The following is a 25,660-nucleotide window of genomic DNA, read 5'->3' on the forward strand; positions in this document are numbered from 1 at the left end:
CGGCACCGCGCCCCCGGAGGCGGCCACGCGAACGCGCAGGTCAGCGTCCGGCGGCGAACGCCTCCGCCAGACGCGGGGCGACCAGGCCCACCTGCCACGCACGGGCACCGCCGGCCTCCAGCACGCCCGCGATCGACGCCTCGTCGAGCGTCGGCGGCGGCGACCAGCACAGGCGTCGCAGCAGATCCGGCTGGAGCAGGTTCTCCACCGGCACGCTGTGCTCGACGGACAACGCCGTGACCGCCTCGCGGGCCGCCGACAGCCGGGCCGCGGCAGCGGGGTCACGATCGGCCCACGCCCGGGGCGGCGGCGGTGCGTCGGACTTCGGCCCGCGCACCGAGGGCAGCTCGGACTCGGGCAGTGCCAGACCGCGGTCGATCGCCGACTGCCACAACGTCGCGCGGCGCCGCGTGCCCTTCCCGGCGAACGCCGGCAGCGCCGTCAGCTGCGGGACCGCACGCGGCAGGGCCTGGGCGGCGGCGACGATGGCGTGGTCGGGCAGCACCCGGCCGGGGGAGATGTCGCGCTGGCGGGCGTTCGTGTCGCGGGTCTGCCACAGCTCGCGCACGACGGCCAGGCGCCGGGCGTCGCGGATCGCGTGCAGACCGGAGACCCGACGCCACGGCTCGACGCGCGGGGGTGCCGGTGGTGCGGTGCGCACCGCCTCGAACTCCTGGGCGGCCCACTCGGCCTTGCCGGCCACGGCGAGCCGCTCGGCCAGGACGGTGCGCAGCTCGACGAGGACCTCGACGTCGAGCGCGGCGTACCGCAGCCACTCGGTGGGCAGCGGACGGGTCGACCAGTCGACCGCCGAGTGCTCCTTGGCCAGGCCCAGCCCGAGCATCTCGGCCACGACGGCCGCCAGGCCCACCCGCTCCAGCCCGAGCAGCCGTGCGCCCAGCTCGGTGTCGAAGATCCGCGACGGGCGCATGCCCTGCTCGACCAGACCCGGCAGGTCCTGCGACGCGGCGTGCAGCACCCACTCGACACCGACCAGCGCCTCGGAGAGGGCCGACAGGTCAGGCAGGGCGGACGGGTCGATCAGGGCGGTGCCGGCACCCTCGCGCCGCAGCTGTACGAGGTAGGTGCGCTGCCCGTACCGGTACCCGGACGCACGCTCGGCGTCGACGGCCACCGGCCCGGTGCCCGCGCCGAAGGCCTCCACGACGGCGGCCAACGCCTCCGGGGTGTCCACCACCGGCGGGATCCCGTCGGCGGGCTCCGTCAGCGGGATCACGGTCGGCTGGTCACCGGCGGCCGGGTCCGGCGCCTCGACGGCGTCCGGTCCGGGTGTGGTGGCGGCCGTGTCGTGCATGGGGTCCACGGTAGGCGACAGCGCGGTCCACCCCGTGCAGGCCGCGCGGGGGAGGGCCGCACCCGCGGTGTGATCCGCCCCTCAGGCGAATCGGAACGGCCGCGCGTCGGGTCGTGGTCGCCGGATCAGTCGAGTAGACCTGCGCGGAAGGCGATGGCGACCAGCTCGGCGCGGTCGCCCGTGCCGAGCTTGCGCGAGATCCGCGCCAGGTGACTCTTGACCGTCAGGGCGGACAGCCCCAACGCCTCGCCCACGAGCCGGTTGCTGCGTCCGGCGGCGACGAGCTCGAGCACGCCGATCTCCCGCGCGGTCAGCTCGGGCAGGCTCCGGCGGGGCACCGGCACCACCACGGCAGGACGGGACACGGCCTGCTCGACGGCCCCGGCCACCGCACCGCGCAACCCACCGGCGAGCATCGCGTTGAGCTCGTCGCGGCCGGCCCGCCGGGTCAGGACCACCACGCGGTGCGCGCCGCGGCGGCGCAGGTTCCGCACGAGGGCCTCACCCTCGCCGTCGGCGACCTCAGGCACCACGAGGCACATCTGCGGGACGGCCGAGGCTCCGCGGGGCGTGCTCGGCTGGGGAACCGATCGGGCGGCGGGGCGCGCGGCCGTGCTCACCTCACGGCGCAGCGGCTCGATGCTCACATGGCCCCTATCGGCATGCGTCGCAGAGCACTTGAGTCCCGGGTGCGCCACGGCCGGGTGAGGCGTGGGAGCGCGTGCACGGTGTGCCGGTGCGGTGCACGGGCGCGCGTGCAGGGGTCAACGGCGCGGCGCGAGGGCGACCACGCCCTCCGGCAACGGAGGCAGCCCGGCGACGGTGCACAGCAGCGTGGTCCACGCCCGCAGGTGCGGTCCGAGGTCCTCGCCGCGTGCCGTCCACGACGCCCGCACCTCCAGCTCGGACTGCTCCTCACGGACCTCGAGCGCCCCGAAGCTCTGCGAGAGGACACGGGTGACCGTGCCGCCGGCCGCGTGGGCGTCCAGGCCCGCCGAGGCGAGCGCGTCGTGGAACCAGCTCCAGGCGACCTCGGCCAGCATCGGGTCGGCGCCCACCTCGTGCTCGAGGTTGGCCCGTACGAGCGTCACCAGGCGGAAGCGGCCCTCCCAGGCCTCCTGCCCGGCAGGGTCGTACAGCACGACGAACCGGCCCGAGGCGAGCTCGGTGGCGGCCACCGACCTGCGGGCGGTGCGCACCTCCGCGGTCAGCGCCGCGGAGTACGGGGCGATGCGGGCAGGCCCGGAGACCTCGTCCAGGACCACCTCGGGGCGCACGGTCACGTTCCGCAGCGAGCGCAGGGCGCGGATGAACTCGGCGGGGACGTCCTCCGGACCTGCGGGTGTCACGTCGGCGAGCGTACGGCGCGCGGGGTGCCGTCTCGGGTTGCGGCACGCCGACCGTGCGCCTGCGGTGCGAGGTTAGGCTGACCGGGCACATCACCCTCGGGGCCCGCGACGACTGCGTGCGCAGGTGCGCGGTACGTCGGTGCGCGGCCCCATGGCCCGAAGGAGCACGTCGCGCATGGTCGCCACTGGAGCCGCGCAGATCGGTGTGACCGGTCTTGCCGTGATGGGCAGGAACCTGGCCCGCAACTTCGCCCGGAACGGTTTCACCGTCGCGGTGCACAACCGCTCGTTCGCCCGCACGGCGTCGCTGGTGGCCGACCACGGCGAGGAAGGCACGTTCGTGCCCTCGGAGTCGGTGGAGGACTTCGTGGCCTCGCTGGCCCGGCCGCGCAAGATCGTCGTGATGGTCAAGGCCGGTGCGGCCACGGACGCCGTGATCGACGAGCTGGTGCCGCTGCTCGACGAGGGCGACATCGTCATCGACGCCGGCAACGCGCACTTCCCCGACACGCGCCGCCGAGAGGCTGCGCTGCGGGAGAAGGGGCTGCACTTCGTGGGCACCGGCGTGTCCGGCGGCGAGGAGGGGGCGCTGAACGGCCCCTCGATCATGCCCGGCGGCACCCGCGAGTCGTACGAGGTGCTCGGACCGATCCTCGAGGCGATCTCGGCGAAGGTCGACGGCGTGCCGTGCTGCACGTACGTCGGGCCCGACGGCGCGGGGCACTTCGTGAAGATGGTGCACAACGGCATCGAGTACGCCGACATGCAGCTGATCGCCGAGGCCTACGACCTGCTCAAGCAGGGGCTGGGTGCCAGCGCGGCCGAGATCGGGCAGATCTTCGCGCAGTGGAACACCGGGGACCTGGAGTCGTTCCTCATCGAGATCACCGCCGACGTGCTCGCGCACGTGGATGCGGCCACGGGCGCGGCGTTCGTCGACATCGTGCTGGACCAGGCCGAGCAGAAGGGCACCGGCCGCTGGACCGTGCAGAACGGCCTGGACCTGGGGGTGCCGATCACCGGGATCGCCGAGGCGACGTTCGCCCGCGCGCTGTCCGGCTCCGTGCCGCAGCGTGAGGCCGCCCGCGCGGTGCTGCCCGCCGCGACGCAGCCGTGGGACGTGGCCGACCGCGAGGCGTTCGTCGAGGACGTGCGTCAGGCGCTGTACGCCTCCAAGGTGGTGGCCTACTCGCAGGGCTTCGACCAGATCGCGGCGGCGTCGGCGGAGTTCGGCTGGGACATCGACCGCGGCGCCATGGCCCGCATCTGGCGCGGTGGCTGCATCATCCGGGCCCGGTTCCTCAACCGGATCACCGAGGCCTACGAGCGCGACGCGCACCTGCCGCTGCTGCTGGCCGACGAGTACTTCACCGCCGCGGTCGGCGACGGGCTGGCGGCCTGGCGGCGGATCGTGGCCGGTGCCGCCCAGCACGGCGTGCCGGTGCCGGCGTTCTCCTCGTCGCTGGCCTACTACGACGGCGTGCGCGCGCCCCGACTGCCGGCCAACCTGATCCAGGCGCAGCGCGACTTCTTCGGCGCGCACACCTACCGGCGCACCGACCGGGAAGGCACGTTCCACACCCAGTGGTCCACCGACCGCACCGAGCAGGACGCCTGAGCGGAGGGTGCGGGCGTCGTCCGAGGACGATGCCCGCACCCCACCGGTTCACCGCGGTCGATGCCTGTCCGCACGCCCGCTGCGCGGGGCGTGAGGGTCAGCGGCGCACGATGCGCTTCGCCGCGGGCAGGGCCCGCACCCACAGGCCGTACAACGGCGAGAACGGCACGTCCAGCGTGCCGACCAGCTGGTCCTCGTGGTCGGCGAACGAGCGCTTGAAGTCCGAGATGCCGTCGTTCAGCAGACCGTTCATGTCGTAGCGCAGTGCCCCGGCCTGCTGGGCGAGCTGGGCGGCGTGCCACTTCACCGGGGCGTTCGCCCGCGCCTTGCGACCGGTGTCGTCGACGCCGCCGTACAGCTCGAAGGCGGTCGTGGCGGAGATCGCGTTCCACACGAACGAGCACGGGCGGCCTTCACGGAACGCGGCCACCAGCAGGGAGGCCTCACCCAGCTCGCGGTGCACGGCCAGGTAGTACTCGTCGGTGTGCAACGCGAACCCGGCGTGTGCCGCGGTGTCGCGGTAGACGTCCAGGACGGCCCGGACCTCGTCCTCCTCGCGCACCCGGCGGATCTCGACGTCGCGACCGCCCTTGCGCACGTCGGAGCGTGTGGTGCGGCCCATCGTGGCGATGAGCTCCTCGGGGGTGCGGGTCAGGTCGAGGATCAGGGTGCTGGCCAGCAGGATCGGCTGCTGGCCGGTGACCATACCGGGCACGGTCACGGTGGTGCCGGCCGGCCAGTCGGGCTCGAAGCTGATGCCGACCCCGCCGACGTGGCGGCGGGCCCACTGCGCCACGGCCGTGCAGACCAGCGAACGCATCGCTTCGTCCCCGACGCCGTACCCGACCGGTGCGTCGGCGTCGGCCGGGGCGACCGCCGGGCCGCGCGGGACGTAGCTCAGCGCCCGGAACGGGAACGGCAGGTGCCGCACGAGGACCTGTGCCGCGCCGACGGCCCGGCCCTCGAGGCTCACCTGGAGTCGGTGGGCCTGCCAGGAGCCTGTGGCTTTCACCTGACCCCAGCCCCACCGCTGCAGGGGGTGCCCGCCGAGGGAGTCGACCAACGCGTCCCAGGCGACCGGGTCGGTGATCTGCTCGACGAGCGGACCGGCGGGGTGGGCAGGGGGCACGGAGGAGGAGGGGGCGGCTGGCACGTCGGCCATGATAGCGACGGCGTCCGACTCGCCCTGGTGCGTCCGTCCTCGTCACAGCCCCGGCGGGGCGCTCGAGCGAGGCCGGTTGGTAGGCTGCACGGACCGCCGCGGGACCCCGGGGCACCCTCTCGTCCGCCCCTCGTCCGTCCCGCTGGGAGTGCCATGAGCAGCCACGACGCCGCCGTTGTCACGGATCTGCTCGCGCAGCGCACCGGCACCGACCCGGCCGACTGGTTCCTGGTGCTCAAGGCCCGCTACGGCATGCAGGTCGTGCTGCAGGCGCTGGCGGACGACCGTGGGCCCGGCGAGGTCGTCACGCAGATCTTCACCTGTGCCACGGCGGTCGACCCGATCCTGGTGGCCGGGCTGCGGCCCGTGCACGCGGAGGTCTCGCCGCGCTCGGTCTCGATCGACCCCGACCGGCTGGTCGTCGGGGACCGGACACGCGCCGTGGCGTTGCAGCACACGTTCGGCATCCTCGACGAGCCGGCCGCGGTCAGGGTTGCCGAGCGTGCCCGTGCGGTCGGCGCGCTCGTGCTCGAGGACAGCGCCCACTGCGTGACCCGCATGGCCCGCGACCGTGCCGGTGCGCCCCTGGCCGACGTGTCGGTGCACTCCTTCGGGGTGGAGAAGATGCTCCCCACCCGGTTCGGCGGTGCGGTGTGGGTGAACCCGGCGTTGCCCGACCGTGCGCTGCGCGAACGCATCGTGCGTGACCTGGCGGGCCTGCCCGTCGCCGGTCGGCGACTGGACCTGGCGGTCCGGACCTACCGCACCCAGCTGCGTGTGCTGACCCGGCTGCCCGGGGCCGCCTCGAGGTGGCTGCGCGACCTGCTGACACGTGCCGGGCTGTTCGAGCCGGCCATCGCGCCGGTCGAGCTGCGCGGCGGGCTCGCCCACCCACCCTTGCGGCCCTCGGCGTGGGTCCTGTCCCAGATGGCCGCCAGGTTGCCGGGTCTCACGCAGGACGAGTCCCGCCGTGCCCAGGCCGTGGCCGTCTACCTGCACGAGCTTGCCGACCTGGTGGAGGTGCCCGGCGCGATCACGGCGGGCAGCGCCCTGGTGCGGTTCCCGTTCTTCGCGGCCGACGGCCAGAGCGCCGAGCGCGTGCTGGACGCGTTGGCCCGCGCCGGGGTCTACGCGGGCCGCTGGTACCGGCCGGCGCTGTTCCCCGGTGTGCAGGACCCCGGCCTCTACGGGTACACGCCCGGTGACGGCACGCAGGCGGTCACCGAGGACCTCATCGCGCGCGTCGTGAACCTGCCCACCGGGGTGGACGCCGACCGTGCGCGGCACGTGGCAGGTGTGGTCCGCACGGCACTCGGCCGCTGACGTGACCGACGCCCCCGGGGCGCCCAGCGATCCCGCCGACCATGTCCACCACCTCGACGGCGGCGACCTGGGGTGCGCACGGCTGCTCGTGCTGCTGCGCAACCGCGCCGCCCAGCTGCCGGGCGGCACGGTCGTGCACCTGACCACCGGTGACCCCGTCGCGCCCATCGACCTGCCGGTGTGGTGCCGGATGACCGGTCACACCTACCTCGGGCCGGTCACCGGCACGGACCGCCCGACCTACGCCGTGCAGCTCGCGGCACGGCCGGTGCCCACCGACCCCGACCGGCCCTGGCACACCGTGGCCGAGCAGGACCCGCCGGCCGCTACCGGTTGAACCGGGTCGCGGAGTGGCGCACGTAGTCCAGCGTGTGGCGCAGGTCGATGCGGGCCACCTCGAGCCGGCGCCGCAGGCCACGGTCGCCCGCGTAGCGCAACGTGTGGGTCACACCGTGCCGGGCAGCGGCGCGCAGACGAGGACGCATCGAGGCAGGAGCGAACCGGGACACCACCGGGTAGGGCGCGTTGACCCACAGCCGTTCCTGCGTGGTGACCGTCTCGGGCAGCTCGGTGCCGTGCACCAGGTCGTCCACGTAGCAGCGGGTGAGGTTGCCGCCCGCGGCCATCGTGAAGAAGCTGCACGCCCCCTGACGCAGGTTGACCTCGAGGATCTTGGCCAGGCCGTCACGCGGGTCGACCATGACGTCGAAGTTCGCCGGCCCGACGTACCCGACGCCGTCGAGCAGACGTCGGATCGACTCCGTGAGCTCCTCGTCGTGCACCGTGAGCACGGCGTTGTAGTTGCCCACCAGGTTCGGGTCGGGCTCGGCCAGCGCCACCTGGGCGACGGACAGGAACCGCATCCGGCCGTGCCGGTCCGAGTAGCTGTTGGCCACGCGCATGACCGTCTCGTCGCCGGGGATGTACTCCTGCACGATGAGGTCGTCGGTGTACCCGGCGGCGTAGATGCGACGGGCGATCGTGCGCAGCCCGGCGGCGTCGTCGACCAGGTACACCTTCTGCTTGCCCTCGAACCGCAGGCGCGGGTACGTGTCGGTGTCGGCGGGCTTGAGGATCACCGGGTACGCGAACGGCAGGTCCGCCCCGAGGTGCTCGTCCTCGACGTCGGACGGCCCCACGACGACCGTGCCTGGGTGCGGCACGCCGAGCTCGGCGCACGTGCGGGCGAAGTCGCGCTTGTTCATCAGCCGGGCCGCCAGCGAGGCGTCGACCAGCGGGATCAGGTAGTCCTGCTCCAGCTCGGCGCGGTGCTCCAGGACCACCCCGGCGTAGAACTCGATGTTCGGCAGCAGCAGGCGCTTGCGCCCGGGCAGCTCCGCGGCGAGGTCCTTCAGCGTGGACACGATGAACTCGGGCGTGTCGAAGCGCGGGTAGGCGCGCACGTCGAGGATCGCCGAGTGCGCGGTCTCGCGCAGCGGGAACCGGCCCAGGGCAAGCGAGCGGACCCCGAACGCCTCGTGCAGCGACCGGGCCTGGTTGTAGGTGTTGAGGTTCGTCCCCAGCATCACGGGGACGAAGTCGTCGTTGCCGTACCGCATCCGGGCGGTGTCTCCGTTCGTCAGGCGCACCCGGGCCGGTCGGCCCGTGAGCAGGTGGTCAGTCGCGCAGCGTGTGCCCGGCGCGCAGCACCGTGCACCGGGCCAGGACGTCGAGGGAGTCGACCAGCTCGGGGCGGTCGAGCAGCTCCGCCTCGTCGGCCACGACGGACAGCTCGGTGCAGCCCAGCACCACCCGGTCGGCGCCCCGCGCCACCAGGGCGGCCACGACCTGCAGCAGCGTCGGCACGTCGGCGGGGCGGCCGGCCTTCACCTGGTCGTAGATGATCCCCATGACCCGGGCCTGGTCGTCGTCGTCCGGCTCCAGGGTGCGCAGCCCGCGGGCGTCGGCCGCGCGCTGGTAGACACCCGAGGCCAACGTGCCGCTGGTGGCCAGCAGACCGACGGTGCGCACCGTGCCGTCCCGGGCGACCTCGTCGAGCGTCTCGTCGACGATGCTCAGCACGGGCACGCTCGAGGCCGCCTCGACCTCGGCGGTGAAGAAGTGCGCCGTGTTGCACGGGACGACGATGAAGTCCACGCCCAGCGACGACAGCCGCCGCGCGTCCTGCGCCATCACCGGGCCGGGGTCCTGCGTGGACGTCTCGAGGATGAACGCCGTGCGGTCGGGGATCGAGGAGTGCTGGAGCACGACGAGCTCGACGTGGTCCTGGTCCTTGTCCGCCGCGGTGAGCCGGACGATCTTGTCGAGGAAGCACACGGTCGCGGCCGGCCCGACACCGCCGATCACCCCGACCAGCCCGCGTGCAATGGCGTTGCCGGAGGCCGAGGAGGTCACATCTCATCCTAGTGTCGTGCGAACGCCCAGGTGGGCGCGGGCGCATATGGGGCGAGCGGTCGGCTCAGCCCAGTGCGCTGGTCCCGGCGTACAGGTGCAGCACCGGGACCTGCAGCTCCTCACGGGCGCGGGAGGCCCAGTCGCGGTGGAACGTGTCCTCGACCGCGTGCGGGTACGTCACCACCGCGACCTCGCGCACCTCGCCCGCGGCGACCGCGGAGCGCAGTGCAGGCAGCGGGTCGTCGTCGATCACCTGGCCGGTCGCCGTGCGGCCCGCGGCGGTGAATGCAGCGACGGTCTCGCTCACCTGCTCGGCGGCCGTGCGGGTGGCCTGCGACGCGCTCGGCTCCTTGCCCCGGGCGTGGTCGAGCGCCTCGCGGAGCCCACCCAGGCTCAGGTCGTCGATGATCGCCACGAGCAGGTTGCGCTCGGTGTCGGCGGGCACCAGCACCCGGTAGTCGAGCACCTCGTCCGGGTGCAGGGCGAGCAGGTGCTCGACGTCGGTGGGGCTCAGCGCGTCCTCTGCGAGGACCAGGATCGTGTCGGTCACGGCGTGAGCCTATCGATCACCCAGCGGCCCAGCAGCGTGCCGTCGGCGTGCAGCAGGTGCCGGGGACGGGCATGGTGCACCGGCTCGAACCAGTCGTCGGTGCGCGTCGCCCGCGGTGCCGGGCCACCCACCACCAGGGGCGTCCACGTCAGGCACAGCTCGTCGACCAGGTCCGCCGCGAGCAGGTCGCTGAGCAGACGGGGTCCGCCCTCGGTCAGCACGTGCACCAGACCACGGTCGGCCAGCAGGTCCAGCGCCGTGGGCAGGTCCACCTGGTCGTCGCCGGCCACCAGCACCCGGTGCGGCCCGATGCGGGAGCGCAGCAGCTCCAGGCTCGGGCACGCGGACACGGTCAGCACGAGCGGCGGCCGCGCGGCGTCGAGCAGTACCTCGGGCACGGCGCCGGAGGCGGTGACCAGGGCGAGCTCGAGTTCGTCGGTGCGTCCGTGGGCCCGGCGGGTGCTCTGCAGGGCGTCGGGTGTGCGCAGGGGCTCGTACCGTTCGGTGCGCGCCGTGCCCGCACCGATGAGGACCACGTCGGCCAGCGCGCGCAGCGCGGTGAACACCCGGTGGTCGGCCTCGTCGTTGATCGACCCGGAGCGCCTGTCCGGGCCGGTCGCGGCGCCGTCGAGCGTGCTGACCATGTTGGCGCGCACGTGCACGCGTGCGTCCGGTCGCACGGCGGCGTCGGCGAACAGCGCGACCAGCTCGGACTCGTCCTCGCGCGGGGCGAGGCGAACCGCGCCGGTGTGGCCGGTGGGCAGCAGCACGTCGAGGGTCGGGGGCGTGTGGTGGCGGGGCACGCGGCCAGGCTAGGCCTGCTCGTCGTGCGCGGCCCGGGGGAGCGGCGCCGGGGTGGTGACCGTGGCGAGCCCCGCGACAGCGCCCACCACCACGACCGCAGGGTTGGTGACCCCGCGCTCGGCCGCGCGGTCGGCGATGTCGGCCAGCGTGCCGGTGGTGGTGCGCTGGTCGGGCAGCGTGCCGCGCTCGACGACCGCCACCGGTGTGGCCGGGTCCATGCCGTGCGCGACGAGCACCGCCGTGTGCGTGCGCAGCCGACCCACGCCCATCAGCAGCACCAGTGTGCCGTCGAAGCGCGCCAGCGCCGCCCAGTCGGTGTCGTCGTCGTGCGCGGACACCACCGCGAACGCCCGGGCCAACCCCCGGTGCGTCACGGGGATCCCCGCGGCGGCGGGCACCGCGACGGCACTGGTCACCCCCGGCACGACCTCGACCGGCACCCCGGCGTCCACGCACGCCTGCACCTCCTCGGCACCGCGGCCCAGCACGAACGGGTCACCGCCCTTGAGGCGCACCACGCGCAGACCCGCCTGGGCACGCTGCACGAGCAGCTCGTTGATCTCGGTCTGGGTGAGCGTGTGCGCGTGCGGGGCCTTGCCGGCCTCGACGACCTCGACCTGCTCGTCCAGCTCGTCCAGCAGCGCTCGCGGTCCCAGGCGGTCGACGACCACCACGTCCGCCTCGGCCAGGGCGCGTCGTCCCCGGGTGGTGATCAGGCCGGGGTCTCCCGGGCCTCCGCCGACGAGTGTGACCGTCCCCGCCACCGGTGTCCCGTCGCGGTGCGCACCGGCCACGGGATGCCGGTGGTGGCGCAGCGGCAGGGCACCGGTGTCCAGCAGCACGGCGATCGCGTCACGCAGCGCGACCGCCCGGCGCGGGTCGCCCCCTGCGCCGACCGCGACGCTCACCTCGCCCGACCGGGCCACCGCCGGGGTCCAGGCGCTCGACGCGGACGCGTCGTCGGCGCGCACGCACCAGGTCCGCGAGGCCTCGGCCTCGGCGGCCACGGCCGCGTCGGTGGCCCGGTCGCCCGTCGCGGTGTGCACCAGCCACGCCTGGGCCAGATCGCCGGGCCGGTACTCGCGGGCGTGCCAGGTGACCGTGGCCTCACGTGTCTCGTCGCGCACCAGGGCCGCGAGGTCCTCGCACACGGCCGGGGCCACGACGTGCACGTGCGCGCCGTCGCCCACCAGCGCCGCCACCCGGCGTGCCGCCACCGGACCGCCGCCGACCACCACGACGCGCCGACCCCGCACGTCGAGCAGCACCGGGTGGCGCGAGGTGGCCGGCACGCTCATATGCCCGCCCCGGCCAGCCAGTCGCCGGCCTCGTCGTCGTCGGCGGGCACCAGGGCGTCCAGCAGGGTCGGGCCGACCATGCCCGCGGCGAGGGTGGCACCGTCGACGGGGTCGACCAGCAGGAACCCGCCCGTGCGGCGGTGCTCGGCGTAGTCGTCGAGCACGACCGGTTCGGCCAGCCGCAGCCGCACACGGCCGATGGCGTTCAGGCCCAGCGTGCGCGGGACGGCCGGCGAGGTGTCGAGGGCGTCGAGCACGTGCGCGGTGTCGACGGAGGCGAGCGTGCGCACCGTGAGCGTGTCCACGTCGAGGATCGCGTCGACCTCACGCAGCAGCGCCCGCACCGTGCGGGTGCCCACCCGCACCAGCAGCCGGGCACCCAGCACGCTGTCGCGCTCGGCGAGCCAGCACACCGTCCCGGTCAGGTCGAGCCCCGTGGTGACGGGCTCGTCGGCCGGGACCAGCACGTCGCCGCGCGCGACGTCGACCTCGTCGGCCAGGCGCAGCGTGACGGACTGCGGCGCGTGCGCGAGCTCGAGCGGGCCGTCGAACGTGTCGATGCCGACCACCCGGGAGCGGCGCCCGGACGGCTGCACGGCGAGCTCGTCGCCCACCCGGACCACACCGGCGGCGACCCGTCCGGCGTAGCCGCGGTAGTCGGGGTGCTCCGGGGTGCGTGGACGGATGACGTGCTGCACGGGGAACCGGAACGTCTCGGCGTGCACGTCGCGCTGCACCGGCACCTGCTCGAGGTGCTCCAGGAGCGTGGGGCCCGTGTACCAGGGGGTGCGGGCCGAGGCGTCCACGACGTTGTCGCCGTCCAGGGCGGAGACCGGCACGGCCTGCACGTCGGTGAGGCCCAGGCCGGTGGCGTACACGGCGAACTCGTGCGCGATCGTGTCGAACCGGGTCTGGTCGAAGTCGACGAGGTCCATCTTGTTCACCGCCAGCACCACGTGCGGCACACCCAGCAGGGCCGTCACGGTGGCGTGCCGACGGGTCTGCTCGAGCACCCCCTTGCGGGCGTCGACCAGCACGATGGCCAGCTCGGCCGTCGAGGCGCCGGTCACCATGTTGCGCGTGTACTGCACGTGCCCGGGGGTGTCGGCCAGCACGTAGGCGCGCGTGGCCGTGGAGAAGTACCGGTACGCGACGTCGATCGTGATGCCCTGCTCCCGTTCGGCGCGCAGGCCGTCGGTGAGCAGCGCCAGGTCGGGCGCACCGGAGCCGGCTCCGCCGTCGCGGGCCGCGGTGGCGCGCTCGACCGCGCTGAGCTGGTCGGCCAGCACCGACTTGGTGTCGTACAGCAGGCGGCCGATGAGCGTGCTCTTGCCGTCGTCGACGGAGCCGGCGGTGGCCAGGCGCAGCAGGTCGCGCCGGGCGTGCTGCGGCAGGTGCGGGTCCCGGTCCGCGGGCTGCACTCCCGCCGCGGTCGTCGTGGGCTGGGGGTCGGTGGTCGTCGTCATCAGAAGTAGCCCTCGCGCTTGCGGTCCTCCATGGCGGCCTCGGAGGCCCGGTCGTCGGCGCGGGTGGCGCCCCGTTCGGTCAGCCGGCTGGCGGCGACCTCCGCGATGACCTCGGCGACGCTCGTCGCGCCTGAGTCCACCGCCCCCGTGCAGCTCATGTCGCCCACCGTGCGGTAGCGCACCAGGCGGTGCTCGAGCGGTTCGGTCGGTCGCGGCCCGCCCCACTCGCCCGGGGCGAGCCACATGCCGTCCCGGGCGAAGACCTCGCGGGTGTGCGCGTAGTAGATCGAGGGCAGCTCGATGCGTTCGCGCTCGATGTAGCGCCACACGTCCAGCTCGGTCCAGTTGGACAGCGGGAACACGCGCACGTGCTCACCGGGGCGGTGCCGGCCGTTGTACAGGTCCCACAGCTCGGGGCGCTGGCGGCGTGGGTCCCACTGGCCGAACTCGTCGCGCAGCGAGAACACCCGTTCCTTGGCGCGCGCCTTCTCCTCGTCGCGGCGACCGCCGCCGAACACCGCGTCGAACCGGTGCGCGGTGATCGCGTCGAGCAGCGGCACGGTCTGCAGCGGGTTGCGGGACCCGCCCGGGATCGGCGTGACGCGGCCGTCGTCGATGGCGTCCTGCACGCTGGCCACGACCAGGTGCAGGCCCAGCTCGGCGACGGTGGCGTCGCGGTAGGCGATGACCTCGGGGAAGTTGTGCCCGGTGTCCACGTGCATCACGGGGAACGGCACCGGGGCGGGCCAGAACGCCTTGCGGGCCAGGTGCAGCATGACGATCGAGTCCTTGCCGCCGGAGAACAGCAGCACAGGTCGTTCGAACTGGCCGGCGACCTCCCGCATGACGTGCACGCCCTCGGACTCCAGCGTGTCCAGCTGGGTCAGGCGTGGGGTGGTGGTGTGGGTGGTCGTGCTCATGTGTGCAACCCGCATTCCGTCTTGGAGGTTCCCGACCAGCGCCCGGCCCGGGGGTCCTCCCCGGGGGCCACGGCACGTGTGCACGGCGCGCAGCCGATCGAGGCGTACCCGGCCTCACGCAACGGGTTGAGCACCACGTGGTGCTCGGCCACGTAGGTGTCCAGGTCGTGCTGGGTCCACGCCGCCAAGGGGTTGAGCTTGACCTTGGCGCGTCGCTCGTCCCAGCCGACGACCGCGATGTCGGTGCGGGTCGGGGCGTCCTCGCGGCGCATCCCGGTGACCCACGCGCGGTACGGGGCCAGACCGCGTTCGAGCGGCTCGACCTTGCGCAGCGCGCAGCACCGGTCGGGGGCGCGTTCGTGCAGCCGGGGCCCGTGCGTGGCGTCCTGCTCGGCCACGGTGGCCAGCGGCAGCACGGTGCGCAGGTGGATGTCGGTGAACTGCGCGTAGTAGTCGCGCGTGCCCAGCGTCTCGGCGAAGTGGTACCCGGTGTCCAGGAAGATCACGTCGATGCCGGGCACCGCGGCGGCGGCCAGGTGCACGAGCACCTCGTCGCCCATCGAGGACGCCAGCACGAGGTCGTCGCCGAACGTGCGCCCGGCCCATTCCAGGACCTGCCGGGGGTGCGCGCCCTCGAGTGTGCGCCCGGCCTCGATCGACAGGGTTCGCAGCTCCTCGGTCGACGCCGCGCCGAGCGTGCCGGTCATCGTGTGCCTCCGGGGGTGCTGGTGGGTGTGGGGAGCTGCGCGCCGGCCAGACCGACGAACCGCACCGTGAAGACGCGGGCGCACGTGCGGCACTCCCACTGCCCGTGCGTGTCGCCGGCCGGCCACAGGTCCTCGCCGGCGCAGAACGGGCAGTGGTACGGCACGGCACGCTGCGGGTTCTCGCTCATCGCAGGTCCTCCTCGGCGGCACGCTGCACCCAGGTCGCGAACTGCTCGCCGTCGGTGCGCTGGGCGTCGAACCGTCGGGCAACCCGCTCGACGTAGTCGGGCAGCTCGTGCGCGGGCACCCGCAGGCCGCGCAGCGTCTTGCCGAGCCCGCTGGTCAGGCCCAGGCCGCCGCCCAGGTGCACCTGGTAGCCGTCCTCACGGCCGGCGAGCGCACCCTTGAGGCCGATGTCGGCCACCTGGATGCGTGCGCACGAGTTGGGGCAGCCGTTGAGGTTGACGGTCAGCGGCGCGTCGAACGTGGGCAGCCGCTCCTCCAGCTGGAAGACCAGGTCGCGGGCGCGGGCCTTGGTCTCGACGATGGCGAGCTTGCAGTACTCGATGCCGGTGCAGGCCATGGTGCCGCGGCGGAACGTCGAGGCGTCCCGCACGGCGAGACCGAGCGCCTCGAGCCCGTCGGCCAGGGCGTCGACCTGCCCGGCGGCCACGTCGAGCACGACGAGCTTCTGCTCGGCGGTCAGCCGGACGCGGTCCGAGCCGGCGGCCTCGACCAGGTCGGCGACCTGCGCGAGCAGCGGGCCCGAGACCCGCCCGACCACCGGTGCGGCCCCGACGTAGAACCGGCCGTCGCGCTGCGGGTGCACACCGACGTGGTCGCGCCGGCCGAGCGGTGGCGGGGGCGGTGCCGGGCCGTCGGCGAGCGCGAACCCCAGGTACTCGCCCTCGAGCACGTCCCGGAACACCTGCGGTCCCCAGTCGGCCACCAGGAACTTCAGACGAGCCCGGGTGCGCAGGCGCCGGTAGCCGTAGTCGCGGAAGATCCCGATGACGCCCTGCCACACGTCGGGCACCTGCTCGAGCGTGGCGAACGCGCCCAGGCGCACGGCCAGGCGGGGGTTCGTGGACAGCCCTCCGCCGACCCACACGTCGAACCCCGCTCCGAGCTCGGGGTGCACGACGCCGATGAACGAGACGTCGTTGATCTCGTGCGCGACGTCCTGGTGCGGGGACCCGGAGATGGCGGTCTTGAACTTGCGCGGCAGGTTCGAGTAGGCGGGGTCGCCGATGAAGGTGCGGGCGATGTGCTCGACGGCGGGAGTGCCGTCGATGATCTCGTCGGCCGCGACCCCCGCTACGGGCGAGCCGAGGATGACGCGCGGGGTGTCGCCGCACGCCTCCTGCGTGCTCAGCCCGACGGCCTCCAAGGCCTGCCAGATGCGGGGGACGTCCTCGATGCGCACCCAGTGCAGCTGGATGTTCTGCCGGTCGGTCAGGTCGGCGGTGCCACGGCCGAACTCGATCGAGACCTGCGCGATGGTGCGCAGCTGGGCGGCGGTCAGGGCGCCACCGTCGCAGCGCACGCGCAGCATGAAGTACTCGTCGTCGAGCTCGTGCGGCTCGAGCGTGGCGGTGCGCCCGCCGTCGATCCCGGGGCGGCGCTGCGTGTACAGGCCCCACCAGCGCATGCGGCCACGCAGGTCGTCCGGGCTGATCGAGGCGAAGCCCTCACGGGAGTACACGTCCTCGATGCGGGCCCGCACGCTCAGGCCGTCGTCCTCGAGCTTGAACCGCTCGTTGGCGTTGAGCGGCTCACGTTCGTCGAGGGCCCACTGGCCTTCGGGGCGTGCGGGGGGCGGGGCGATCCTCGTCTGCGCCATGCGGCGCACCTCCGGGTGGGGACGAGGGCGTACGGCTGCTCCCACCGCCGGGTCGTCGGCGGCTCATCCGGGGCGCAGACCGCGCGCCCGGGTGTGGACGGGCGGGGTCAGATGCTCCGCAGACAGCACGCACGGGTGTCCGCAGGCACGGCGCACGGCCGACACATGCTCACGAACCCGAGGTTATGCACGGGGTCGAGGCTGACAGATCGGCCCGACCACCGGGAGAGGGTGTCCGGATCGTGAGAATGCACGGCCAGGATGTGGGACACGTGTCCAGGTCCAGCCCCCCGACGCCCGCACGGCAGCGCCCGGACCAGACCACGGCGCGGTTAGGCTCGACGACCGTGACCACCCCCGAGCAGGCCACAGCCACCGGCGCACCGGGAACAGGACGGCCCCCCGTGCCCAGCCTGACCGACCGCCACCCCGTCGTGGCCAGCGACCGCCTGCTCGCCGAGCTCGTCCCTCCACGCCACTTCGCCGCCGAGACCTTCGACACCTACCGCCCCGACCCCGCCCACCCCACGCAGGCCGCCACCGTCGAACGCCTGCGGGTCGCCGCGCAGCAGGTGCTCACCGCCCGCCGCGGGCACTGGTGGCAGCGCTCGCGGCCCACCGCGCCCGTCGCGGTGTACCTCGACGGCGGCTTCGGCGTCGGCAAGACCCACCTGCTCGCCTCGCTCGCGCACGCCGTCGGCACCCACGAGGCCGCGTACGGCACGTTCGTGGAGTACACGAACCTCGTCGGCGCCCTCGGGTTCGCCCCCACCGTCGAGGCCCTGGCCACCCGGCGCCTGGTCTGCATCGACGAGTTCGAGCTCGACGACCCGGGCGACACCGTGCTCATGTCCCGCCTGCTGCGCGAGCTCGCCGACCGCGGCGTCGCGCTCGCGGCCACCTCCAACACGCTGCCCGGCTCGCTCGGCGAGGGGCGGTTCGCCGCCGAGGACTTCCTGCGCGAGATCCAGGCCCTGGCCGCCCGGTTCGAGGTGCTGCGCGTCGACGGCGAGGACTACCGGCACCGATCGGCCGTCACCGATGCCGACGGCCTGCCCGAGGACGTGGTGCGCGCCGCGGCCGCCGCCCGGCCCGACGCCACGCTCGACGACTTCGGTGCGCTGCTGGCCCACCTGGCGACCGTGCACCCCAGCCGCTACGGCACCCTGCTCGACGGCGTCGGCCTCGTCGCCCTCACCGGGGTGCGCCCCGTGCGCCGTCAGGACGTCGCGCTGCGGCTCGTGGTGCTCGTCGACCGCCTCTACGACCGGGACGTGCCCGTGCTGCTCGGTGGCGCGGGGGAGCGCGACCTGTTCTCGCCGGAGATGCTGCGCGGCGGCTACCGCAAGAAGTACTACCGGGCGCTGTCCCGGCTCGGCTCGCTCGCCGCCGACGGGGCCGACCTGCTGGCCCGCTGACGCTCCGGGGTCGCCGGGTGCGTCCGGCGCGTCAGGATCACGATCGACCGGTCCGAGAGGTCCACCGCGCGCCCCGCACGCAGCGTCGTCCCCGTGGTGAACCGCGAGTCGGTGTCCAGGACCACCGACCACCACGGGCCGAACTCGACCGGGGGAAGCCGGAACGTCGTCGGCTCCGGCTCGGCGTTGAACAGCACCAGGAAGCTGTCGTCGACGATCGGCGCACCCCGCGGGTCCGGCTCCGTGATCGCGTCGCCGTTGAGGAAGACCATCACCGACGAGGCCTGCTCGTCACGCCAGGCCTGCTCCTGCATGTGCTCACCCGCCGGGGTCAACCACGCGATGTCCCCCAACGAGGACTCCCCGCCGTGATCGGGCGCCCCCGCGAAGAACCGGCGACGGCGGAACACCGGGTGGTCGCGACGCATCCGCACGACCCGCCGCGTGAACTCCAGCAGCGCCGCACGCTCGTCGTCCAGGTCCCAGTCGACCCAGGACAGCTCGTCGTCGTGGCAGTACACGTTGTTGTTGCCCTGCTGGGTGCGGCCCAGCTCGTCGCCGTGCGCGAGCATCGGCACCCCCTGGGACACCAGCAACGTGGCCAGGAAGTTGCGTTGCTGACGGGCGCGCAGCGCCAGCACGGCCGGGTCGTCCGTGGGGCCCTCGACGCCGCAGTTCCACGAACGGTTGTGGCTCTCGCCGTCCGCGTTGCCCTCACCGTTGGCCTCGTTGTGCTTCTGGTCGTACGAGACCAGGTCGCGCAACGTGAAACCGTCGTGCGCGGTGACGAAGTTGACGCTCGCCTTGGGGCGGCGCCCCGTGTGCTCGTACAGGTCCGCCGAGCCGGACAGCCGGGACGCGAACTCCCCGAGGGTGGCCGGCTGCCCGCGCCAGAAGTCGCGCACGGTGTCGCGGTACTTGCCGTTCCACTCCGACCACAGCGGCGGGAAGCCCCCCACCTGGTAGCCGCCGTCGCCCAGGTCCCACGGCTCCGCGATCAGCTTCACACGGGAGATCACCGGGTCCTGCTGCACCAGGTCGAAGAACGCCGACAGGCGGTCGACCTCGTGGAACTGGCGGGCCAGCGTGGCCGCCAGGTCGAACCGGAAACCGTCGACGTGCATGTCCTGCACCCAGTAGCGCAGCGAGTCCATGATCAGCTGCAGCACGTGCGGGGAACGCATCAGCAGCGAGTTGCCGGTGCCCGTGGTGTCGAAGTAGTGCGACGGGTCGTCGTCGACGAGCCGGTAGTAGTTGGCGTTGTCGATGCCCCGGAAGCTCAGGGTGGGACCCAGGTGGTTGCCCTCGGCGGTGTGGTTGTACACCACGTCGAGGATCACCTCGATGTCCGCCTCGTGCAGCGCCTTGACCATGAGCTTGAACTCCTGCACCTGGCGCCCGCCGCCGGGGAACGCCGAGTACCCGTTGTGCGGCGCGAAGTACCCGATGGTGTTGTAGCCCCAGTAGTTCGACAGGCCCTTGGCCTGCAACGAGGGGTCGTTGACGAACTGGTGCACCGGCATCAGCTCGACGGCCGTCACCCCCAGCGACGTGAAGTGGTCGAGCATCACCGGGTGGCCCAGCGCCGAGTACGTGCCGCGCAGCTCCTCGGGGATCTTCGGGTGCAGCTGCGTCATGCCGCGCACGTGCGCCTCGTAGATCACCGACTCGTGGTACCCGTGGCGCGGCGGGCGGTCGTGCTCCCAGTCGAAGTACGGGCTGACGACCACCGAGGTCATGGTGTGCGGTCCGGAGTCCTGCTCGTCACGCTGGTCCGGGGCGTCGAACCGGTAGGAGTACAGCGCCTGGTGCCCGTCGACCTGCCCGTCGACGGCCTTCGCGTACGGGTCGAGCAGCAGCTTGGCGGGGTCGCAGCGGTGGCCGTGCGCCGGGTCGAACGGACCGTGCACCCGGTACCCGTACCGCTGCCCAGGCACCACCGCCGGCACGTACACGTGCCACACGAACCCGTCGACCTCGGGCATGTCGATGCGGGACTCCGTGCCGTCCTGGTCGATCAGGCACAGCTCCACCCGGTCGGCCACCTCCGAGAACAGCGCGAAGTTGGTGCCCGCGCCGTCGTAGGTCGCACCGAGCGGGGCGGGCTTACCAGGCCAGATCCACATGCCCACACCATGCCAGCACCGCGGGTGCGGTGCCGGGTACCGGGTGAACCGTTGACCGTCCGCGGGGCCGACCGTACGGTGCAGTAACGCTGCCGTCCGAATGGTGAGAACCACATGAGGCTCTTCCCGCACGTGCACCTGACAGTCGAGCTCGACCCTGCGCTGGTCGAGCACCTCCTCCACCACGGCCTGCGCCTGGTCGGCCCCGAGGACGACCCCGACGTGGTCGTCGGCGGCTCCGATCACGGACGCACCGGGACGGCCGGGCTCGTCGTGCTCCTCGACGGGGCACCGGAGGAGTCGCTCGGGGCGCTGCTGGGCTCCGTGGGCGTGCACGCGCGGGCTGCCGACCCGGGGGAGCCCCTCACGCTGGGCGGCCCTGCGACGGACCCGGCGGCCGCCCCCGCGGAGGACCTGCTGGCCTGGGCGGGGACCCCCGCGCTGCCGGTGCGCGCCACCCTGCAGGTGCAGGCGCCCGCCGTGCCGGCGCTGTGGGTCGGTGGGCCGCAGCAGGGCAGCGTGCGCGACGCCCCGGTCGTCGCCGCGCTCGCGCTGAGCCCGACGCCCGTGCCGGCGGGCATGCCCCCGCGGGTGGCGGTGCTGGGTGTCGACGTCGGGGACCCGCAGCTGCCCGGTGCGGCGCAGGTGCTGCTCAACGCGGTGCTCTGGGCGGCCCGCCGTGACCCGACCGGCCCCGTGCGCCCGGCGGCCGACGACCTGCCCCGGCACGCGTCCTGGCTGGCGCTCAAGGACGCCGTGACCGCGCTGCAGGGATGGCAGGGGCACGACGGGTCGATCGCCGACCCGGGTGACCATGCGGCAGCGCAGGCACGGGTCGCCACCGCCGTCGACGCCCTGACCGTGCTCGGCACGGTGCTGCCGCACGACCAGGAGCACCTGGCGGCGACCGCCAAGGACCTGCTGCGGTGGGCCGAGGGTGGGTTCGGCGTGCCGGACTTCCTGGACTCCCTGACCGCGTTCCACCCCGAACGTCAACGCGTCGACGGACGGGTGCACCTGGTGCTCTTCCCGATGTACACGCAGAACGGCTCGACGGACCGCCACCTGGAGGCCGTGCTGCTGCAGGTCCGCTGGCCGCAGGTGGTCGCCGAGCTCGAGGCGCAGCAGTTCTCCAACCCGATGTTCGTGCCGGTGACGTTCCTGGACTTCACGGCCGGGTACGACACGAACTCCGCGGTGCTGTTCCCCGAGACGGTGGCGGTGCGCGAGGTGCCGACGTTCACGTGGGGGGCGATCTTCGCCGACCGGGAGGCCGCCAGGTTCCGGCGCGTGGTGCAGGCCGCGGCCGACACGACCCGCCTGGCGCTGCCACCGGACGCGGCACGCCTGCTGGTCGACCAGACCCTGGCCGAGGAGACGTTCGTGCTGTGGGACCTGGTGCACGACCGCACCCACATGCGCGGCGACCTGCCCTTCGACCCGTTCATGATCAAGCAGCGCATGCCGTACTTCCTGTACTCGCTGGAGGAGCTGCGCTGCGACCTGACGGCGTTCCGGGCGGCCGTGCGGCTCGAGGCCGAAGGGGTGCCGCACGCACGGCTCGTGCAGTACGCGGTGCTGTTCGACCGGCTGTTCCGGTTCCCCGTCACCGGCACGCGGGTGCGCAACTACGACGGGCTGGGTGGGCAGCTGCTCTTCGCATGGCTGCACCGGCACGGGGTGCTGCACTGGACGGACTCGCGGCTCACGCTCGACTGGCCGCGCGTGCCGCAGGCCGTGCTCGCGCTGGGTGAGCAGATCGAGCAGCTGTACTGGCGCTCGATCGACCGCCCCAAGACCGCGCACTGGTTGGCCGCCTACGCGCTGGTGGCCGGCACGCTCGAACCGCACCCGGCCTCGGTGTGGGCCCAGGGGCCGCCCGCGCTGCCCGTCGACGGCCCACCCAAGGGCCTGACCGACGCAGTGCTGCCCGACGAGTTCCCGCTGTCGATGTTCTACGAGGCGCTCGCGCGCAAGCTGGGCGACGTCGTGGCCTCGACGCGGGGGATCGTCGGCTCCGCGTGAACGGGCTGTGAGCCGCCGGTACGTCACCGGTGCGTCGGTGGGGTGGCACCTGGGTGACGCACCGCGCAGCCCGGTGCCACGCGTGCCCTCGAGAGTCGGACGAACCGGATGACCAGGGCAGGTCCGACTCGCCACACGGGCGCTGCTGAGCCATCCTGTCTGTGATCGCACCGGTGCCCGCAAGGGTGACGTGTGCCCGAAAGGAGTGCGCAGTGCGCAGCGCGAGGCCGTCCGACGAGGGTGCCGACCGTGGTCGACGCCCCGCGGTGAGCCCTGCCCGCACGTACGGCGTGCCGGAACCCGGCGAGTCCTTGGAGGACTACGAGCGGGCGATCGCGGAGGCCGAGGACGCGCTCGAGCTCGAGATGTGGCGGGCGGTGCTGCTGGAGGCGCTCGACGAGGTCGAGCTGGACGACGAGGGCACCGTCCGCTAGCCACCGCTCAGGCAGGTGCCAGCCGTCCCTCGTGCAGTCGCACGACCCGGTCGGCCAGGTGGTCGGCGTCTGCGGCGTCGTGCGTGACCAGGACCGTGGGCAGCCCGTGCTCGGTCACGTGCCGGCGCACCAGCGCACGCAGCGCGTCGCGGCCTGCGGCGTCCAGGGCGGCGAACGGCTCGTCGAGCAGCAGGGCGCGAGGGTGACCTGCCAGTGCGCGGGCCAGGGCGACACGCTGCGCCTGCCCACCCGACAGCCGTGCGGCACGGCGCCGGGCGACGTCGGCGGCACCGACCCGGTCCAGCCACTCCTGCGCATCGTGGCGCGCCTGCCCGGCAGGCTCTCCGCGCGCCCGGCGGGCGAACGCGACGTTCTCCCACGCGCTCAGGTGGGCGAACAGCCGGTGGTCCTGGAACACCACGCCCAGGTGCCGGTGCTCGGGGTGCACGCGCAGGCCGGGCAGGTCCTCGAGCACCGCCTCGCCCAGCACGACACGTCCGGCGTGCAGCGGGATCAGCCCCGCCAGGGCGTGCAGCGCGGTCGACTTGCCCGCCCCGTTGGGGCCGACGAGCGCCACGACCTCACCCGCCGCGACGTCCAGCCGCAGGTCCAGGTCGAGCCCGGGACGGCGCACGGCCAGGTGCGCCTGCAGACCGGTCGCGGCCACGGCCGGCTCCGCGGCCCTCATGCCGGTGTCCGGGTGAGCCAGCGCCCCCGCAACGCCAGCAGGATCACCAACGACACCACCACGAGCACCAGCGACAGGGCGATCGCCGTGTCGGGGTCCTGCTCGAGCGCCAGGTACACGGCCAGGGGCATCGTGCGGGTGGTGCCCGGGAAGTTGCCGGCGAACGTGATCGTCGCACCGAACTCGCCCAGTGCCCGGGCGAAGCACAGCACCGCCCCCGCGGCGATGCCCGGGGCCACGTGCGGCAGGGTGACGCGGCGGAACGTGTACCAGCGGGACGCGCCCAGGGTCGCCGCGGCTTCCTCCAGGCGCAGGTCGCTGCTGCGCAACGCCCCCTCGACCGAGACGACCAGGAACGGCATGGCCACGAACGTCGCGGCGATGACCACCGCCAGAGTCGTGAACGGGATCGTCACCCCGAACCACGTCTCCAGGTGGCGCCCGAGCAGACCGCGCCGACCCAGCAGCATCAGCAGCGCGACACCGCCGACCACCGGCGGCAGCACCAGGGGCAGGGTGACCACCGCGCGCAACGCCCCGGCGCCGGGGACGTCGCCGCGGGCGATGACCCACGCGAGCGGCACCCCGAGCAGCACCGAGATCACCGTGGCCGCGGTCGCGCTCTGCAACGACAACCACAGGGCCTCACGCACCGCCGGCGACGCGACCAGGCCCGGCAGGGCCGACCACGGTGCCGCGCCGAGCAGGGCGGCGAACGGCAGCACCAGGAACACGAACGCCCCCGCGGCGGGCACCGCGATGCCCAGCGGTGGCACCCGCCGAGCGGGACGTGCCTGGTCCGTGCCCCGGGATCCCGGGGCCAGTCGGGGTGTGCGCATGCTCACCGTCCGGCGAAGCCGGCCGCGGTCAGCACGCCCTGACCTGCGTCGGAGAGCACCAGGTCGACGAACGCCTGCGCGGCGCTCGGGTTGCCCGACTGGGTCAGCACCGCGATCGGGTAGTCGTTGCGGGCCTGCGCGGCCTCGGGGAACGCGAACGACTCGACGGCCTCACCGGCTGCCCGCGCGTCCGTCAGGTACACCAGGGCACCGTCGACCTCACCGAGCACGACCTTGGTGAGCGTCGCCGTCACGTCCGCCTCGTACGTGTCCGGTGCTGGGGTCAGGCCCGCCGCGGCGAACACGGCCTGGCTGGCCGCACCGCACGGGACCTCGACCGCGCACAGCGCCACCGTGCGACCCGGGTCGGCCAGGTCGGCCACCGTGCTCACGTCCCCGGGGTTGCCCGCCGGGACGACCACCACCAGCGAGTTGTGCGCGAACACGGTCGGCTCGCCCCGGACCGCGGCCGCGGCGTCCTGCATGGTCGAGGAGCTCGCCGTGGCCAGCACGTCGGCGGGCGCTCCCGCGACGGCCTGCCGGGCCAGCGTCGAGCTGGCGGCGAAGCTGAACGTCACCTCCAGGCCGGGGTGCTGCTCCTCGAGCCGGTCGCCGAGCACCTCGAAGGTCGTCTGCAGGGAGGCGGCGGCCAGCACGACGAGGTCGCCGGTCAGCGACTCGCCCGAGGCTGCCGCCGACGCCGACGCCGACGCCGGCGATGCGGTGCGCGACGACGGGCTCGAGGCGGCCGACGGCGTGCAGGCCACCAGCAGCAGCGCGCACGCAGCGGTCGCCCCCGCCGTGCCCGCCGACCACCGGGTGCGCCTCACGGGGTCTCCACGACCAGGTGCGTGGCCTTGATCACGGCCACGGCGCGCACACCCGGTTCCAGGCCGAGCTCGTCGGCGGCCTCCCGGCTCAGCAACGAGACCAGGCGGTGCGGACCGGCCTGGATCTCCACCTGCGCCATCACGGTGTCCCGCACCACGCGGGTCACGATGCCCGGCAACCGGTTGCGCGCCGACACCGACGCGGCACGTGCGTCGGGTGCGGACGTGGCCAGCTCCTGCGCGAGGGCCGCCACGTCGACGCCGTCGACCGTGCGTCGGCCCGCCTCGTCACGCGCGGCGGGCAGGCGACCGGCCTCGACCCATCGGCGCACGGTGTCGTCGCTGACACCGAGCAGCTCGGCGACCTCGGGAACCCGGTAGGCAGGCATGAGGCGAGTGTAGGGGTCAGTGCTCCGCATGTGCGGTGTCAGAGCGAGCGAAGAACCGCAGATGCGGCACGGTGCAAAGGCCTCCACCGGCCCGTCCTGAGCCGGCGCGCCCCCGCTGCCCGTCCTGGCCCGGCGCACCCCAGCGCCCTCGGCGGCCGGCGCTGTACCGTCGCCGGGTCGCACGGGCCGCCCGAGCCCCAC

The 25,660-nt window shown here is 73.8% G+C and carries 25 protein-coding genes; 6 read left to right on the top strand and 19 right to left on the bottom strand.

From position 1 onward, the window contains the following. Positions 1–40: 40 nt before the first annotated feature. From ACTHAM_RS06815 to ACTHAM_RS06825, 3 genes are all read right to left on the bottom strand, one after another. Positions 41–1,315 carry an HRDC domain-containing protein gene (locus ACTHAM_RS06815; protein ID WP_440685687.1) on the bottom strand — a complete coding sequence of 425 codons (1,275 nt, stop codon included), beginning with the start codon at positions 1,313–1,315 and terminating at the stop codon, positions 41–43. 125 nt (positions 1,316–1,440) lie between these two features. Continuing rightward, on the bottom strand, positions 1,441–1,962 hold the full coding sequence (locus tag ACTHAM_RS06820; protein WP_440685689.1) for a response regulator transcription factor: 522 nt from the start codon (positions 1,960–1,962) through the stop codon (positions 1,441–1,443). Positions 1,963–2,079: 117 nt separating this feature from the next. Next, positions 2,080–2,664 carry a DUF3000 domain-containing protein gene (locus ACTHAM_RS06825; RefSeq protein WP_440685691.1) on the bottom strand — a complete coding sequence of 195 codons (585 nt, stop codon included), beginning with the start codon at positions 2,662–2,664 and terminating at the stop codon, positions 2,080–2,082. 175 nt (positions 2,665–2,839) lie between these two features. Here ACTHAM_RS06825 and gndA point away from each other — a divergent pair, with 175 nt between their 5' ends. Continuing rightward, positions 2,840–4,282, top strand: a complete 1,443-nt coding sequence (gene gndA, locus ACTHAM_RS06830; protein WP_440685693.1) for an NADP-dependent phosphogluconate dehydrogenase — start codon at positions 2,840–2,842, stop codon at positions 4,280–4,282. Positions 4,283–4,379: 97 nt separating this feature from the next. Here the strand turns inward: gndA and ACTHAM_RS06835 are convergent, their stop codons facing one another. Beyond that, positions 4,380–5,435, bottom strand: a complete 1,056-nt coding sequence (locus tag ACTHAM_RS06835) for a lipid II:glycine glycyltransferase FemX (RefSeq protein WP_440685695.1) — start codon at positions 5,433–5,435, stop codon at positions 4,380–4,382. Positions 5,436–5,597: 162 nt separating this feature from the next. On the opposite strand from ACTHAM_RS06835, the gene ACTHAM_RS06840 reads away from it, so the two are divergent. Continuing rightward, positions 5,598–6,767, top strand: a complete 1,170-nt coding sequence (locus ACTHAM_RS06840) for a DegT/DnrJ/EryC1/StrS family aminotransferase (protein ID WP_440685697.1) — start codon at positions 5,598–5,600, stop codon at positions 6,765–6,767. 1 nt (position 6,768) lies between these two features. After that, on the top strand, positions 6,769–7,104 hold the full coding sequence (locus ACTHAM_RS06845) for a sulfurtransferase TusA family protein (RefSeq protein ID WP_440685699.1): 336 nt from the start codon (positions 6,769–6,771) through the stop codon (positions 7,102–7,104). On the opposite strand, the gene ACTHAM_RS06850 is transcribed toward ACTHAM_RS06845, so the two are convergent. From ACTHAM_RS06850 to ACTHAM_RS06895, 10 genes are all read right to left on the bottom strand, one after another. Further along, positions 7,094–8,326: a carboxylate--amine ligase gene (locus ACTHAM_RS06850; protein ID WP_440685701.1), complete on the bottom strand. Its 1,233-nt coding sequence runs from the start codon at positions 8,324–8,326 to the stop codon at positions 7,094–7,096. The two genes, ACTHAM_RS06845 and ACTHAM_RS06850, sit on opposite strands and share 11 nt — an antisense overlap. Positions 8,327–8,384: 58 nt before the next feature. Next, on the bottom strand, positions 8,385–9,122 hold the full coding sequence (locus ACTHAM_RS06855) for an aspartate/glutamate racemase family protein (protein WP_440685703.1): 738 nt from the start codon (positions 9,120–9,122) through the stop codon (positions 8,385–8,387). Positions 9,123–9,186: 64 nt separating this feature from the next. Continuing rightward, on the bottom strand, positions 9,187–9,672 hold the full coding sequence (locus ACTHAM_RS06860; RefSeq protein ID WP_440685705.1) for a hypothetical protein: 486 nt from the start codon (positions 9,670–9,672) through the stop codon (positions 9,187–9,189). Continuing rightward, the gene (locus ACTHAM_RS06865) at positions 9,669–10,475 is read right to left on the bottom strand and encodes a dihydrofolate reductase family protein (RefSeq protein WP_440685706.1); all 807 of its coding nucleotides are present in this window, start codon (positions 10,473–10,475) and stop codon (positions 9,669–9,671) included. Before ACTHAM_RS06865 ends, ACTHAM_RS06860 begins: the two co-directional genes overlap by 4 nt. A 9-nt stretch (positions 10,476–10,484) precedes the next feature. Then, positions 10,485–11,774, bottom strand: coding sequence for a uroporphyrinogen-III C-methyltransferase (gene cobA, locus ACTHAM_RS06870; protein WP_440685708.1), 1,290 nt, complete (start codon positions 11,772–11,774; stop codon positions 10,485–10,487). Then, entirely contained in the window at positions 11,771–13,240 is a 1,470-nt protein-coding gene (locus ACTHAM_RS06875; RefSeq protein WP_440685710.1) for a sulfate adenylyltransferase subunit 1, read from the bottom strand. Before ACTHAM_RS06875 ends, cobA begins: the two co-directional genes overlap by 4 nt. Continuing rightward, entirely contained in the window at positions 13,240–14,160 is a 921-nt protein-coding gene (cysD, locus tag ACTHAM_RS06880; protein WP_440685712.1) for a sulfate adenylyltransferase subunit CysD, read from the bottom strand. Before cysD ends, ACTHAM_RS06875 begins: the two co-directional genes overlap by 1 nt. After that, positions 14,157–14,867 (bottom strand): phosphoadenylyl-sulfate reductase, encoded by a 711-nt coding sequence (locus tag ACTHAM_RS06885; protein ID WP_440685714.1) that lies wholly within the window; start codon positions 14,865–14,867, stop codon positions 14,157–14,159. Before ACTHAM_RS06885 ends, cysD begins: the two co-directional genes overlap by 4 nt. Beyond that, positions 14,864–15,055: a hypothetical protein gene (locus tag ACTHAM_RS06890; RefSeq protein ID WP_440685716.1), complete on the bottom strand. Its 192-nt coding sequence runs from the start codon at positions 15,053–15,055 to the stop codon at positions 14,864–14,866. The genes ACTHAM_RS06885 and ACTHAM_RS06890 overlap by 4 nt, the downstream gene beginning before the upstream one ends. Further along, entirely contained in the window at positions 15,052–16,710 is a 1,659-nt protein-coding gene (locus ACTHAM_RS06895) for a nitrite/sulfite reductase (RefSeq protein ID WP_440685718.1), read from the bottom strand. The genes ACTHAM_RS06890 and ACTHAM_RS06895 overlap by 4 nt, the downstream gene beginning before the upstream one ends. 404 nt (positions 16,711–17,114) lie before the next feature. On the opposite strand from ACTHAM_RS06895, the gene zapE reads away from it, so the two are divergent. Then, complete coding sequence (gene zapE / locus ACTHAM_RS06900; protein ID WP_440685720.1) at positions 17,115–18,128, top strand: cell division protein ZapE; 1,014 nt, start codon at positions 17,115–17,117, stop codon at positions 18,126–18,128. On the opposite strand, the gene glgX is transcribed toward zapE, so the two are convergent. Next, positions 18,065–20,254, bottom strand: coding sequence for a glycogen debranching protein GlgX (gene glgX, locus ACTHAM_RS06905; RefSeq protein WP_440685722.1), 2,190 nt, complete (start codon positions 20,252–20,254; stop codon positions 18,065–18,067). The genes zapE and glgX overlap by 64 nt on opposite strands. A gap of 696 nt (positions 20,255–20,950) precedes the next feature. Here glgX and ACTHAM_RS06910 point away from each other — a divergent pair. Further along, positions 20,951–22,279 (top strand): DUF6421 family protein, encoded by a 1,329-nt coding sequence (locus tag ACTHAM_RS06910; RefSeq protein ID WP_440686141.1) that lies wholly within the window; start codon positions 20,951–20,953, stop codon positions 22,277–22,279. A 212-nt stretch (positions 22,280–22,491) separates the two neighbouring features. Further along, on the top strand, positions 22,492–22,713 hold the full coding sequence (locus ACTHAM_RS06915) for a hypothetical protein (RefSeq protein WP_440685724.1): 222 nt from the start codon (positions 22,492–22,494) through the stop codon (positions 22,711–22,713). 7 nt (positions 22,714–22,720) lie between these two features. Here the strand turns inward: ACTHAM_RS06915 and ACTHAM_RS06920 are convergent, their stop codons facing one another. Genes ACTHAM_RS06920 through ACTHAM_RS06935 form a run of 4 tightly spaced genes read right to left on the bottom strand, consistent with a single transcriptional unit; the run spans position 22,721 to position 25,459 of the window. Beyond that, positions 22,721–23,401: an ABC transporter ATP-binding protein gene (locus ACTHAM_RS06920; RefSeq protein WP_440685726.1), complete on the bottom strand. Its 681-nt coding sequence runs from the start codon at positions 23,399–23,401 to the stop codon at positions 22,721–22,723. Beyond that, positions 23,398–24,240, bottom strand: coding sequence for a molybdate ABC transporter permease subunit (gene modB / locus ACTHAM_RS06925; RefSeq protein WP_440685728.1), 843 nt, complete (start codon positions 24,238–24,240; stop codon positions 23,398–23,400). The genes ACTHAM_RS06920 and modB overlap by 4 nt, the downstream gene beginning before the upstream one ends. Positions 24,241–24,242: 2 nt before the next feature. Then, on the bottom strand, positions 24,243–25,070 hold the full coding sequence (gene modA, locus ACTHAM_RS06930; RefSeq protein WP_440685731.1) for a molybdate ABC transporter substrate-binding protein: 828 nt from the start codon (positions 25,068–25,070) through the stop codon (positions 24,243–24,245). Continuing rightward, a complete protein-coding gene (locus ACTHAM_RS06935; protein ID WP_440685733.1) occupies positions 25,067–25,459 on the bottom strand; it encodes a TOBE domain-containing protein in 393 nt (130 codons plus the stop codon). Before ACTHAM_RS06935 ends, modA begins: the two co-directional genes overlap by 4 nt. Positions 25,460–25,660: the final 201 nt, after the last annotated feature.

This window comes from Cellulomonas soli (assembly GCF_052036975.1).
Taxonomy (GTDB): domain Bacteria; phylum Actinomycetota; class Actinomycetes; order Actinomycetales; family Cellulomonadaceae; genus Cellulomonas; species Cellulomonas soli_A.

Excerpts from the sequence above, each read along its gene's own strand:
- glgX (WP_440685722.1), bottom strand. The coding sequence starts at position 20,254 with ATGTGGATCTGGCCTGGTAAGCCCGCCCCGCTCGGTGCGACCTACGAC.
- ACTHAM_RS06920 (WP_440685726.1), bottom strand. The coding sequence starts at position 23,401 with ATGAGGGCCGCGGAGCCGGCCGTGGCCGCGACCGGTCTGCAGGCGCAC.
- ACTHAM_RS06850 (WP_440685701.1), bottom strand. The coding sequence starts at position 8,326 with ATGCGGTACGGCAACGACGACTTCGTCCCCGTGATGCTGGGGACGAAC.
- modB (WP_440685728.1), bottom strand. The coding sequence starts at position 24,240 with ATGCGCACACCCCGACTGGCCCCGGGATCCCGGGGCACGGACCAGGCA.
- ACTHAM_RS06815 (WP_440685687.1), bottom strand. The coding sequence starts at position 1,315 with ATGCACGACACGGCCGCCACCACACCCGGACCGGACGCCGTCGAGGCG.
- ACTHAM_RS06840 (WP_440685697.1), top strand. The coding sequence starts at position 5,598 with ATGAGCAGCCACGACGCCGCCGTTGTCACGGATCTGCTCGCGCAGCGC.
- ACTHAM_RS06895 (WP_440685718.1), bottom strand. The coding sequence starts at position 16,710 with ATGGCGCAGACGAGGATCGCCCCGCCCCCCGCACGCCCCGAAGGCCAG.
- ACTHAM_RS06890 (WP_440685716.1), bottom strand. The coding sequence starts at position 15,055 with ATGAGCGAGAACCCGCAGCGTGCCGTGCCGTACCACTGCCCGTTCTGC.
- ACTHAM_RS06885 (WP_440685714.1), bottom strand. The coding sequence starts at position 14,867 with ATGACCGGCACGCTCGGCGCGGCGTCGACCGAGGAGCTGCGAACCCTG.
- ACTHAM_RS06935 (WP_440685733.1), bottom strand. The coding sequence starts at position 25,459 with ATGCCTGCCTACCGGGTTCCCGAGGTCGCCGAGCTGCTCGGTGTCAGC.
- ACTHAM_RS06875 (WP_440685710.1), bottom strand. The coding sequence starts at position 13,240 with ATGACGACGACCACCGACCCCCAGCCCACGACGACCGCGGCGGGAGTG.
- cobA (WP_440685708.1), bottom strand. The coding sequence starts at position 11,774 with ATGAGCGTGCCGGCCACCTCGCGCCACCCGGTGCTGCTCGACGTGCGG.
- cysD (WP_440685712.1), bottom strand. The coding sequence starts at position 14,160 with ATGAGCACGACCACCCACACCACCACCCCACGCCTGACCCAGCTGGAC.
- gndA (WP_440685693.1), top strand. The coding sequence starts at position 2,840 with ATGGTCGCCACTGGAGCCGCGCAGATCGGTGTGACCGGTCTTGCCGTG.